Annotated in this window: 13 protein-coding genes; 7 read left to right on the plus strand and 6 right to left on the minus strand. The window is 72.8% G+C overall.

All coding sequences use genetic code 11. From position 1 onward, the window contains the following. The first annotated feature begins 22 nt into the window (after positions 1-22). Positions 23-1,693 (plus strand): penicillin-binding transpeptidase domain-containing protein, encoded by a 1,671-nt coding sequence (locus ABZT03_RS18730; protein ID WP_356040603.1) that lies wholly within the window; start codon positions 23-25, stop codon positions 1,691-1,693. A 38-nt stretch (positions 1,694-1,731) separates the two neighbouring features. On the opposite strand, the gene ABZT03_RS18735 is transcribed toward ABZT03_RS18730, so the two are convergent. Next, entirely contained in the window at positions 1,732-2,094 is a 363-nt protein-coding gene (locus ABZT03_RS18735) for an SsgA family sporulation/cell division regulator (RefSeq protein WP_356040606.1), read from the minus strand. A gap of 166 nt (positions 2,095-2,260) precedes the next feature. On the opposite strand from ABZT03_RS18735, the gene ABZT03_RS18740 reads away from it, so the two are divergent. From ABZT03_RS18740 to ABZT03_RS18765, 6 genes are all read left to right on the plus strand, one after another. Further along, entirely contained in the window at positions 2,261-3,304 is a 1,044-nt protein-coding gene (locus ABZT03_RS18740; RefSeq protein WP_356040609.1) for an energy-coupling factor ABC transporter permease, read from the plus strand. A gap of 1 nt (position 3,305) precedes the next feature. Beyond that, entirely contained in the window at positions 3,306-4,067 is a 762-nt protein-coding gene (cbiQ, locus tag ABZT03_RS18745; protein WP_356040612.1) for a cobalt ECF transporter T component CbiQ, read from the plus strand. Continuing rightward, positions 4,055-4,822, plus strand: a complete 768-nt coding sequence (locus tag ABZT03_RS18750; protein WP_356040615.1) for an ABC transporter ATP-binding protein — start codon at positions 4,055-4,057, stop codon at positions 4,820-4,822. Before cbiQ ends, ABZT03_RS18750 begins: the two co-directional genes overlap by 13 nt. Before the next feature lie 10 nt (positions 4,823-4,832). Next, positions 4,833-5,303, plus strand: coding sequence for a MarR family transcriptional regulator (locus ABZT03_RS18755; RefSeq protein ID WP_356040618.1), 471 nt, complete (start codon positions 4,833-4,835; stop codon positions 5,301-5,303). Positions 5,304-5,408: 105 nt separating this feature from the next. Continuing rightward, on the plus strand, positions 5,409-5,855 hold the full coding sequence (locus ABZT03_RS18760) for an organic hydroperoxide resistance protein (protein WP_356040620.1): 447 nt from the start codon (positions 5,409-5,411) through the stop codon (positions 5,853-5,855). A gap of 72 nt (positions 5,856-5,927) precedes the next feature. After that, positions 5,928-7,085 (plus strand): serine hydrolase domain-containing protein, encoded by a 1,158-nt coding sequence (locus ABZT03_RS18765; RefSeq protein WP_356040623.1) that lies wholly within the window; start codon positions 5,928-5,930, stop codon positions 7,083-7,085. Between the two features lie 519 nt (positions 7,086-7,604). Here the strand turns inward: ABZT03_RS18765 and ABZT03_RS18770 are convergent. From ABZT03_RS18770 to ABZT03_RS18790, 5 genes are all read right to left on the minus strand, one after another. After that, positions 7,605-8,579 (minus strand): NAD(P)-dependent oxidoreductase, encoded by a 975-nt coding sequence (locus ABZT03_RS18770; protein WP_356040625.1) that lies wholly within the window; start codon positions 8,577-8,579, stop codon positions 7,605-7,607. A 100-nt stretch (positions 8,580-8,679) separates the two neighbouring features. Further along, positions 8,680-8,976, minus strand: a complete 297-nt coding sequence (locus ABZT03_RS18775) for an acyl carrier protein (protein WP_356040628.1) — start codon at positions 8,974-8,976, stop codon at positions 8,680-8,682. Positions 8,977-9,017: 41 nt separating this feature from the next. Beyond that, a complete protein-coding gene (locus tag ABZT03_RS18780) occupies positions 9,018-9,563 on the minus strand; it encodes a nuclear transport factor 2 family protein (protein ID WP_356040631.1) in 546 nt (181 codons plus the stop codon). 358 nt (positions 9,564-9,921) lie between these two features. Further along, positions 9,922-10,125 carry an acyl-CoA carboxylase subunit epsilon gene (locus ABZT03_RS18785; RefSeq protein ID WP_356040633.1) on the minus strand — a complete coding sequence of 68 codons (204 nt, stop codon included), beginning with the start codon at positions 10,123-10,125 and terminating at the stop codon, positions 9,922-9,924. Next, the coding region (locus ABZT03_RS18790) for an acyl-CoA carboxylase subunit beta (RefSeq protein ID WP_356040636.1) at positions 10,122-11,231 on the minus strand (1,110 nt) is incomplete at its 5' end. The genes ABZT03_RS18790 and ABZT03_RS18785, both read right to left, overlap by 4 nt.

Below are 11,231 nucleotides of genomic sequence, written 5' to 3' on the forward strand. Positions count from 1 at the left end.
ATTTCGCGGAGGATCGAAGGCTGTGGGCAAGAGAAGGCGTGTCGCCGAGCGGCGGCGGACGAGACCCGCCGTGGTCGGTGGGATGATCGCCGTGGTCGTGGGCGGCGCCGGTTTCGGCGCCTACGCCCTGTACGGCGGCGGGGCGGCGGCCGACGAGGGCTCCCCGTCCGCCGCCCAGCGGGCGAAGGACGTGAAGACCGGGCCGCTGTCGGCGACCGAGGTGCACACCACCGCCGCGGCCTTCCTGACGGCCTGGCAGCAGGGGAAGGTCACCCGGGCGGCGGCCGCCACCGACGACAGCAGGGCGGCGGCCGCCCTGCTCACCGGCTACGCCAAGGACGCCCGCGTCAAGGACGTCACCCTGACCGAGGGCACCCGCAGCGGCGCCAGGGTGCCCTTCTCGGTGAAGGCGACGGTGTCGTACAAGGGCACGTCCAAGCCGCTGGCGTACGACAGCGCGCTGACGGTCGTACGGCGGGCGAAGGACGGCAGGCCGGTCGTGGACTGGCACTCCGCCGTCGTGCATCCCGACCTGGAGGACGGCGACACCCTGGTCACCGGTGAGTCGGGGACGCCACCCGTCACGGCGCTCGACCGGGACGGCGGGAAGATCACCGCGGCGAAGTACCCGTCGCTGGGCACCGTCCTCGACGGGCTGCGGGAGAAGTTCGGCAAGACGGCCGGCGGCAAGGCGGGCGTGGAGCTCCGGGTCGTGCGGGGCACCTCGTCGAAGTCGGCCAAGTCGTCCGACAAGACGCTCCTCGAACTCAGCAAGGGCACGCCGGGCGAGGTGAAGACCACGCTCAGCCCGGCCCTTCAGGCGGCGGCCGAGCGGCAGGTGGCCGGACAGAAGCGGGCCTCGGTGGTGCTGATGCGGCCGTCGACGGGCGAGATCCTGGCCGTCGCGAACACCTCCCACGGCTTCAACACGGCTTTCCAGGGCTCCCTCGCGCCCGGCTCCACGATGAAGATCGTGACGTCCACGATGCTGTTCGAGAAGGAGCTGACCAGCCCGGACGCCTCGCATCCCTGCCCCAAGACGTACAAGCTGGCGGGCTGGACGTTCCACAACGACGCCGACTCCGAGATCAAGCACGGCACGTTCAAGATGAGTTTCGGCGCCTCCTGCAACAACGCCTTCATCAACTTCGCGCCGAAGCTGTCCGACAGCGACCTGACGAAGGAGGCCCAGCAGGTATACGGCCTCGGCCTCAACAACTGGGCCATCGGCGTCCCGACGTTCGACGGTTCCGTCCCCGTGCAGAGCGGCGCGCAGATGGGTGCCTCGCTGATCGGGCAGGGCGGGGTGCGCATGAACCCGCTGAACATGGCGTCGGTGGCGTCGACGGTCCGGACGGGCGTCTTCCACCAGCCCTACCTGGTGTCCCCGGCGGTGGACGGCCGCACGGTCGCGAAGGCCTCGCGCACGATGTCGTCGACGACGCAGGCGGAGCTGAAGGACGTCATGCGGTACACGGCCGCGTACGGCACGGCGGCCGAGGCGATGTCGGGCCTCGGCCCGGACTACGGCGCGAAGACGGGCTCCGCGGAGGTCGACGGCCAGAAGAAGCCGAACGGCTGGTTCACCGCGTACCGGGGTGACCTGGCGGCCGCGGGCGTGGTCCAGGCGGGCGGGCACGGCGGCGACACCGCGGGCCCGATCGTGGCGGCGCTGCTGAAGGCGGGCGGCTGACCGTCCCCGGGCGGGCGGACGAGCTCGGGGGACACGGTCTAGCCGGCGACCCGGTGGTCGGCCGCCGTGTAGGTGCGGCGCAGGAAGCGGACGAGGGTCTTCGACTCGAACTGCACGACCGAGACACCGTGCGCCGAGTGGAACTCGACGACGGCCTGCACGCGTCCGCAGGGCCACACGCGGACCTCGCCGCTGCCGGCCGGGGCGCGCAGTCCCTGTTCGAGGAGTGACCGGGAGAGGGTCCACTCGTGGGTGCCGGGGAGCCCGACGCGCACCGAGCGGGGATCGGCGTCGGGGTCGTAGCGCAGGACGACGGGAACGGCGGCCTCGTGTTCGTCCTCGGGGATGTCCGCGTCGGTGGTGACGATGTGTGCGCGCGCGTACTGCTCGACTACGGACATCGGACGGCCCCTTCACACTGGGTGACCTGTGCGGATGCTGTGCATCCGCTTCCTCTCCAATGTCGCATATTCTCCGGATCCCGCCCCTCGTGGCGGCGGATTCCGCACGCACGAACGACCCCCTCGCTCTTGCAAGGAGTTCGCAACAAGCCACTATCATCGAACGGTGCATGTGCCTGACGGATTCATCAACGCGCCCATCTCCGCCGCGACCGGGGTCGTCGCGGCGACCGCCGTCGCCGTGAGCCTGCGCGGCGCCCGCCGCGAACTCGACGAGCGCACCGCGCCGTTGGCCGGCCTGGTGGCGGCCTTCATCTTCGCCGTGCAGATGCTGAACTTCCCCGTCGCGGCGGGGACCAGCGGGCATCTGCTCGGCGGCGCGCTCGCCGCGATACTCGTCGGCCCCTTCACCGGGGTCCTGTGCGTCTCCGTGGTCCTGCTGATGCAGGGCATCCTCTTCGCCGACGGCGGCCTGACGGCACTCGGCGTGAACATCACGGACATGGCGATCGTCACGACGGTGGTCGCCTACGCGGTCTTCCGCGGCCTGGTGAAGGTGCTGCCGCGCACGCGTCGCTCGATCACCACGGCCTCCTTCGTCGCCGCGCTGCTGTCCGTGCCGGCCGCGGCCGTCGCCTTCACCCTCATCTACGCCGTCGGCGGCACCACCGACGTCTCGATCGGCAAGGTCGCGACCGCCATGATCGGCGTGCACGTGCTCATCGGCCTCGGCGAGGCGACGATCACCGCGCTGACCGTCGGCGCCGTCGTCGCCGTCCGCCCGGACCTGGTGTACGGGGCCCGCGGGCTCCAGCGGAAGCTGAAGCTGCGGGTCGACGGCGAACTCGTCGACGTACCGGACGCCACGCCCGTGCCCGTCGCCGCCCGCTCCCACCGCGGGGTGTGGGCGGCCGGCCTGGTCACCTCGCTCCTCCTCGCGGGGTTCGTGAGCTTCTACGCCTCCGCCAGCCCGGACGGACTGGAGAAGGTCGCCACCGACAAGGGCATCGACCGCAGGGTGGAGAAGCACGCCTCGTCGGACTCCCCGCTCGCCGGCTACGGCGTCCGGGACGTCACCGACGCCCGCCTCTCCGGCGGTCTCGCGGGCGTGATCGGCGTCGGCGTCACCGTGGCCGGGGGCAGCGCCGTGTTCTGGGCGCTGCGCAGGCGCCGTAGCCAGGACGCCTCGCCCGTGGGCACGGGTCTCTGACGTGGGCGCGGGGCACGCACACCGGCTCTACCGGCACGGGCACTCGCCGGTGCACGGGCTGCCGCCGCACACCAAGCTCGCCGCCACCTTCGCGTTCGTGGTGGTCGTGGTGTCCACGCCGCGCGAGGTGATGTGGGCGTTCGGGCTGTACGCCGTCCTGCTCGCGGTGGTGGCGCGCGCGGCCCGGGTGCCCGCGGGCTTCCTGCTGAAGCGGCTGCTGATCGAGGTGCCGTTCGTGGCGTTCGCCGTCCTGATGCCGTTCGTCGCGGAGGGCGAGCGGGTGTCGGTGCTGGGGATGTCGCTGAGTGTCAACGGCCTGTGGGGTGCCTGGAACGTGCTCGCCAAGGGCACGCTCGGTGTCGCCGCGTCCGTGCTCCTCGCCTCCACCACGGAACTGCGCGAACTGCTCCTGGGCCTGCAACGACTGAGGCTGCCACCGCTGCTGGTGCAGATCGCGTCCTTCATGATCCGCTACGGCGACGTCATCACCGACGAGATGCGCCGGATGCGGATCGCCCGGGAGTCGCGCGGCTTCGAGGCGCGGGGCGTACGGCACTGGGGGGTCCTCGCCAAGTCGGCGGGCGCCCTGTTCATCCGCTCCTACGAACGCGGCGAGCGCGTGCACCTGGCCATGGTCAGCCGCGGCTACGCCGGTTCGATGCCGGTCATCGACGAGGTGACCGCGTCCCGGGCGCAGTGGTCGTACGCCCTCACCCTCCCGTTCGCCGCCCTCGTCGTCTGTCTGCTGGGATGGGCCCTGTGACTGCTTCCCTGGAGGTCTCCGGCCTCGCGTTCGCCTACCCCGACGGCCATCAGGCCCTGTTCGGCGTGGACTTCACCGTCGCGCGCGGCGAACGGGTCGCGCTGCTCGGGCCCAACGGCGCCGGCAAGACGACCCTCGTGCTGCATCTCAACGGCATCCTGAGCGGCGGCACGGGCACGGTGCGCGTCGCCGGACTGCCCGTCGGCGCACGGCACATGGCGGAGATCCGGCGGAAGGTCGGCATCGTCTTCCAGGACCCGGACGACCAGCTCTTCATGCCGAGCGTGCGGGAGGACGTGGCGTTCGGGCCGGCGGCGGCCGGACTGCGGGGGCCGGAGCTGGAGGCGCGGGTGGACCGGGCTCTCGCCCAGGTCGGCATGGCGGAGTTCAAGGACCGGCCGCCGCACCACCTGTCCTTCGGGCAGCGGCGGCGGGTGGCGGTGGCGACCGTGCTCGCCATGGAGCCGGAGATCCTCGTGCTGGACGAGCCGTCCTCCAACCTCGACCCGGCCTCCCGCCGCGAACTGGCCGACATTCTGCGGTCGTTGGACGTGACGGTGCTGATGGTCACCCACGACCTGCCGTACGCGCTTGAGCTGTGCCCCCGCGCGCTGATCCTGAGCGACGGCACCATCGCGGCCGACGGGAAGACGGCCGAACTGCTCTCCGACGACGGGCTGATGCGCGCCCACCGGCTGGAGCTGCCGTTCGGTTTCGATCCGCGTTCCGCGGCGGCGGGCGACGGCCGTCCGTGACAATGGGCGGGTGACGAACGCGGAGACCACCGGACAAGGGCCGTCGCCGCTCCTCGACGACCAGCTGTGCTTCGCGCTGTATGCCGCCCAGCGCGCGGTGACGGCCGCCTACCGCCCGCTGCTCGACGAACTCGGCATCACCTACCCGCAGTACCTGGTGCTGCTGGTGCTGTGGGAGCGCGGTGAGTGCCCGGTCAAGGAGCTGGCGGCGGCGCTGCGGCTCGACTACGGCACGGTGTCGCCGCTGCTGAAGCGACTGGAGCACGCGGGTCTCGTACGGCGGGAGCGCGCGGCCCACGACGAGCGGTCGGTGCTGGTCGCGTGCACGGGGCGCGCGGAGGAGCTGAGGGAGCGCGCGGCGCGGGTGCCCGGCGCCCTGCTGACGGCAACGGAACTCGCCGACGCGGAGGTCACGCGGTTGCGGGCGGAGCTGTGGCGGCTCGCGGAGCGGGCGGGGGCGGCGGCGGAGCGCGCCCGCTGATCTCACGCGGTCCGTGGTGGCCACCCCTGATGGGGACACGCGACCTACCAACCAGTACCTTGTGCACGATGCTTTTGTGCGCACTGTTTCTGGGGGAGGCCGGTCATGACTGACGACACCGCTGTGGACACCCGCCCGTCCAAGATCGTGTACGTCGCCGAGGCGACCGCGCACGGCGGCCGGGACGGCTACGTCACCAGTCAGGACGGGCAGCTCCAGCTGAAGGTCGCGATGCCGCCGGCACTGGGCGGCGACGGCAACGGCACCAACCCCGAGCAGCTGTTCGCGGCCGGTTACAGCTCCTGCTTCCACAACGCGCTGGTCCTGGTGGGCCGCCGCGAGGGCCTGGACCTGACCGGCTCCACGGTCGCCGCGAAGGTCGGTCTCGGCCCCAACAAGCAGCGGGGTTACGGCCTCGCGGTCGCGCTCAGCGTCTCGCTCCCGGTCCTCGACGCGGGGATCGCGGCGAAGCTGGTGGACGCGGCCCACGAGGTGTGCCCGTACTCGAACGCGACCCGCGGGAACATCGATGTAACGATTCTGCTGGGCTAGGGAGATCGGAATCGCAGGCTGGGCCCGCAGGTTGCACCACCTGTCGAAGGTGAGCGGACAGGGAGTGCGGACGTGGACGTGAACGGCGTGGTGGCCGAGGGCTTCGAACCGGTCCGGGAGGCGTTCGCGGCGAACTTCGCGACGCTCGGGGACCGGGGGGCGGCCGTCGCCGTCTACCGGGACGGGCACAAGGTCGTCGACCTGTGGGGCGGCACCCGGGACGTGGACGGCTCGGCGCCCTGGGAGCGGGACACCGCGCAGATCGTGCGCTCGGCGACCAAGGGCGTCGCCGCGGCCGTACTCCTGCTGCTGTGGCAGCGCGGGGAGCTCGACCTGGACGCGCCGGTCGGCGCGTACTGGCCCGAGTACAAGGCGGCGGGCAAGGACCGCACCCTGGTGTGGCACCTGCTCGCGCACCGCGCGGGCGTACCGGTCCTCGACCGGCCGCTGACGCCCGCGCAGGCCGCCGACCCCGTGCTCGGCGCCGCCGCCGTCGCCGCCCAGGCGCCCGTCTGGGAGCCGGGCACGGACCACGGCTACCACGCGCAGACCTACAGCTGGCTAACCGGCGAGCTGGTCCGGCGGGTCACCGGCCGCTCGATCGGGGCGTGGATCGCGGACGAGATCGCCGGACCGGTCGGAGCGGACCTGTGGCTCGGGCTGCCGGACGGTGAACGCCCCCGGGCGGGAAGGGTGGCGGAGACCGAGCCGCCGGAGCCGGCCGGCGGGCTGCGGACCCGGCCCAAGCGGGCGGTCGCCGAGGCGTACGCCGACCCGGAGTCCCTCACCCGGCGCGCCTTCGCCGCGATCACCCCGCTGCCGGACGAGAACGACCCCGGCTACCGCGCGGCCGTCCTGCCCGCCTCCAACGGCATCGCCACGGCGGACGGACTGGCCCGCTTCTACGCCTCCCTCATCGGCGAAGTCGACGGCGGGGTACGGCTGTTCACGCCCGAGACGCGAGAGCGGGCCCGGGCCGAGCGGTCCGCGGGACCGGACCGGGTACTGGTCGTCAACACGCGCTTCGGCCAGGGGTTCATGCTGCACGAGGCCGCCTCGCCGCTGCTCTCCCCCGGCTCCTTCGGCCATCCCGGCCGCGGCGGGGCCCTCGGCTTCGCCGACCCGGAGTCGGGCATCGCCTTCGGCTATGTGACGAACGGGTTCCGCAGGAGCGTGACGGCGGATTTGCGGGCGCAGGCGTTGGTGCGGGGGGTGCGGGGGGTGCTGTGACCTTGCCGAGGGCGTGGGGTGGGGTGGGTGATGCCGTCGGGGGTGTCTGGTGGGTGGACGCCCGTCGGGGTTTCGCGCAGTTCCCCGCGCCCCTGGGGGCCTGGGGGGTGCCCCCGGTTGAGGCTGGGTGCGCGGTTCCTCGCGCCCCTGAAGGTGCCTTGAGGGGTGCCCCCCGGGTGCCCCCGGTTGAGGCTGGGTGCGCGGTTCCTCGCGCCCCTGAAGGTGCCTTGAGGAGTGCCCCCGGCTGAGGGCGGGGTGCGCGGTTCCTCGCGCCCCTGAAGGTGCCTTGAGGGGTGCCCCCGGTTGAGGCCGGGTGCGCGGTTCCTCGCGCCCCTGGGGGGCTGGGGGGTGCCCCCGGTTGAGGCTGGGTGCGCGGTTCCTCGCGCCCCTGAAGGTGCCTTGAGGAGTGCCCCCGGCTGAGGACTGGGTGCGCGGTTCCTCGTGCCCCTGGGGGTGCCTGAGGGGTGGCCCCGGTTGAGGGCGGGTGCTCGGTTGCTCGGGGGACTGGGGGTGTTGCTGCTATGTGGCTTTGGGGAGTTGTTCCAGGAGGGACGTGCGGTACCACGGGGTGTGGTGGGTGAAGTCCTGGGGGAAAGCGGGGCCGGGGGGCCGGGAGAGCAGGGACCAGAGGTGGCTCGTGGCGTACCAGCGGTCCACCGCTATCAGCGCCAGGTGGCGCCGGAAGACGGGATCGGCGGTCGCGTCGAGGTGGGACAGCGCCTCACGGCCGGTCATCGTGCCGGTCGGCAGCGGCAGGTCCAGGGCGCCGCAGACCGTGGTCACCAGCTCCCGGACCGACACCGGTCGCGGGTGGGCGGCGTGCAGGACGCGGCCGGCGGGCGGGGGCGCGGCGAAGGCCAGTTCCGCGAGGACGCCCGCCAGGGCAGGCGCGGAGATCAGGGACAGCCGGGCGGCGCCCTCGTCGACCCAGTGCGGCAGGCGGCCGAGCAGTCTGACCAGTGCGGGGACGAACCAGGTGTCGCCCTCGCCGTAGACGAGGTAGGGACGCACCACCGTCCCGCCGGCGGCCAGCACGAGCCGTTCGCCGGCGAGCCGGGTGACGCTGGTCGCGGAGACGGGCGTCTCCGGCAGCCGGCCCTCGGACTCGCCGCTGTGCGGGCCGTCGCCGTAGACCGCGGCGGTGCCGAGCTGCACGAAGCGGCGGACGCCGGCCCGCCGGGCCTCGGCGAGGAGGGCGCGGGTGCCCTCGTGGTTCACCGCCCGGCAGTCCTCCTCACCGCCACCGATCCGGGCCGCGAGGTGCAGGACGGTGGTGACGCCGTCGCACACGCCGCGCAGGGTGGCGGGCTCGGCGAGGTCGCCGTGCACCGCCTCCACCTCGCCCGCCGCCGTGCCGGGGGGCGGCCTGCGGTGGGTGAGCAGGCGTACGGCGATGTCCTGCGGCGCGTCCGCCGCGGCCGCCCGCAGCAGGGGCACCACGTGGGAGCCGACGAAGCCGCTCCCGCCCGCAACGAGGATCCGTGTCGGTCCCAACGACAGTCTCAACGACAGCCTTTCGCCGGCCCGGTCATGGTGGCGCGGCACCACTGTCCACAAACACGCGTGCGAAAGCAAGAGGATTCGGACATTCCGCTCAGGCGGCGGCCGCCTCGCCCCCAGGTGACGCGGTGGCGCGACACGCCAGATCGGCCAGTACGGCGGCCAGTTCACTGACCGAGTTCTCCCGCAGCAGGTAGCTCGCCGGGACGGGGATGCGCAGGGCGTGTTCCAGCCTGCGCTGGAGGGCCAGCGCGGTGAGCGAGTCGACGCCCTGGCTGTACAGGGGCCGGTCGCGGTGGATGCGGTGCGCCGGGGGGATGTCGAGGTAGGAGGCCAGGTTGCGGCAGAGGAACGTCTCCATGGCCTGGGGGGTGGTGGGTATCGCTGACACGGGGTCTCTCCCTTCGGGGCGGATGGGCCGGCGGCCCTCGGTCAACCGCGCGGCTGCGGCTGGGAGGCGCGCAGGGCGCTCGGCGCGGGGCCCGGCCGGGGTCCGGCTCCGGCCGACCAGACGAGGTGGAACGTCCAGCGGCGCAGCCGCCACCCGTCGGGCGTGCGGACGGCCTCGCCCTCGCTGTGGCCGCCGATGTCGAAGCGGCCGCCGGGGTCCGGGCCGTCGTCGTGGTGCACGTGCGAGGCGACCAGGTGGACGCGCAGCCGGGCCGTGTCGCCGTCCAGGTGGATGCCGTGGGTGGAGGCGAGGTGGTGGGTGCGGGCAAAGCGGGACTTCTTCTCCAGGTGGAAGGCGGCGAGCCCGTCGAGGCCGGACGCCCTTCCGACGGGGAACTCGAGCCGGCAGTCCTCGGTGAAGACCGTGCGGGTCCAGGTGTCGTCGAAGCCGTGCTCGTCCTGGGTGTCGAGGAGGATGACGTAGCGGTCGACCAGGGCGGTGAGGTCGGCGCGGTCGGTGAGCGTGCGGAGCTGCTGGCGCAGGGCGGTGAGGTCTTGGTTTGCGGGGGCCAGGGGTGGGGCGGTCATGGCAACTCCGTTGCTGGGGCCCTCGGGGGCGGTTGTTCGGCGGGTGCGGGTTGGTTGTGGCCGGTCGCGCAGTTCCCCGCGCCCCTGGGGGTGGGGGTGCGGGTGATTTGAACGTGCGGGTTCGTTGTGGCTTCTCGCGCCGTTCCCCGCGCCCCTGGAAGGTGGGTGGGGGTGCGCGTTGTCTGCCCGTGCCGGTTTGCTGTGGCTTGTCGCGCCGTTCCCCGCGCCCCCGGAGGGTGGGTGGGGGTGCGCGTTGTCTGCCCGTGCCGGTTTGCTGTGGCTTGTCGCGCCGTTCCCCGCGCCCCTCAAGGGTGGGTGGGGGTGCGGCCTGTCGCGCAGTGCCCCGCGCCCCTCGGGGTCAGGTGGTCCAGGGGCGGGGGTTTTTGGGGGGTGGGGGGCGCCAGGGGGCTGTGGGGCGGGTTCGGGGGGTGGGGTCGGGTGGGGTGAGGGCGGCTGCTCGGGCGAGGAGGACGCTGGTCAGGGCGGCGATGTCGGCGGCCGTGGCCCGTCCCCTGACGACGCGGATGACCAGCGCGTCCCGCTCGCCGTCGGTCCCGCTCACTGCGGCGGGTTGCCGTGCTTGCGGCACGGCATGTCGGCCTGCTTGCTGCGCAGCATCGCCAGCGCCCGTACCAGCGCCCGGCGGGTGTCCCGCGGGTCGATGACGTCGTCCACCAGGCCGCGTTCGGCCGCGTAGTACGGGTGCATCAGCTCCGCCTGGTACTCCTTGATCTTCTGCGCCCGGGTGGCGTCGGGATCGTCGGAGGCGGCGATCTCCCGGCGGAAGATGACGTTGGCCGCGCCCTCCGCGCCCATGACGGCGATCTCGTTGGACGGCCAGGCCAGCGCCAGGTCGGTGCCGATGGATCGGGAGTCCATCACGATGTAGGCGCCGCCGTACGCCTTGCGCAGGACCAGGGAGACGCGCGGCACGGTGGCGTTGCAGTAGGCGTACAGCAGTTTGGCGCCGCGCCGGATGATGCCGCTGTGCTCCTGGTCCACGCCGGGCAGGAAGCCGGGCACGTCGATGAGGGTGACAAGCGGGATGTTGAAGGCGTCGCAGAACTGCACGAACCGCGCGGCCTTTTCACTGGCGTCGATGTCCAGGACGCCGGCGAAGGAGGCGGGCTGGTTGGCGACGAGGCCGACGACCTCGCCGTCCAGCCGGGACAGCGCGCACACCATGTTGGTGGCCCAGCCCGGCTGCACCTCGAAGTACTCGCCGTCGTCGACGATCTCCTCGATGACGGTCCGGATGTCGTAGACCCGGCTCGGGTCCTCGGGGACGAGAGCGAGCAGCGGGTCCGTGCGCCGCTCCGCCGGGTCGCCGGTCCGGGCCGTGGGCGGCAGTTCGCGGTTGTTGGACGGCAGCAGCGACAGCAGGTGGCGTACGTCCTCCAGGCAGCTGCGGACGTCGTCGTAGGCGAAGTGGGCGACCCCGGAGGTGGTGGCGTGCACGTCGGCGCCGCCCAGGTCGTTCTGGCTGATCTCCTCGCCGGTCACGGCTCGCACGACGTCGGGGCCGGTGATGAACATCTGGGAGATGTCGCGGACCATGAAGACGAAGTCGGTGAGGGCCGGTGAGTAGGCCGCGCCGCCCGCGCACGGGCCGAGCATCACGCTGATCTGCGGGATGACGCCGGAGGCGCGGGTGTTGCGCTGGAAGAT

The sequence above is a fragment of the Streptomyces sp. NPDC005574 genome (assembly GCF_040605435.1).
GTDB lineage: Bacteria > Actinomycetota > Actinomycetes > Streptomycetales > Streptomycetaceae > Streptomyces.

Coding starts and splice junctions, on each gene's coding strand:
- ABZT03_RS18735 (WP_356040606.1), bottom strand. CDS start 2,094: ATGTCCGTAGTCGAGCAGTACGCGCGCGCACACATCGTCACCACCGAC.
- ABZT03_RS18750 (WP_356040615.1), top strand. CDS start 4,055: ATGGGCCCTGTGACTGCTTCCCTGGAGGTCTCCGGCCTCGCGTTCGCC.
- ABZT03_RS18760 (WP_356040620.1), top strand. CDS start 5,409: ATGACTGACGACACCGCTGTGGACACCCGCCCGTCCAAGATCGTGTAC.
- ABZT03_RS18780 (WP_356040631.1), bottom strand. CDS start 9,563: ATGACCGCCCCACCCCTGGCCCCCGCAAACCAAGACCTCACCGCCCTG.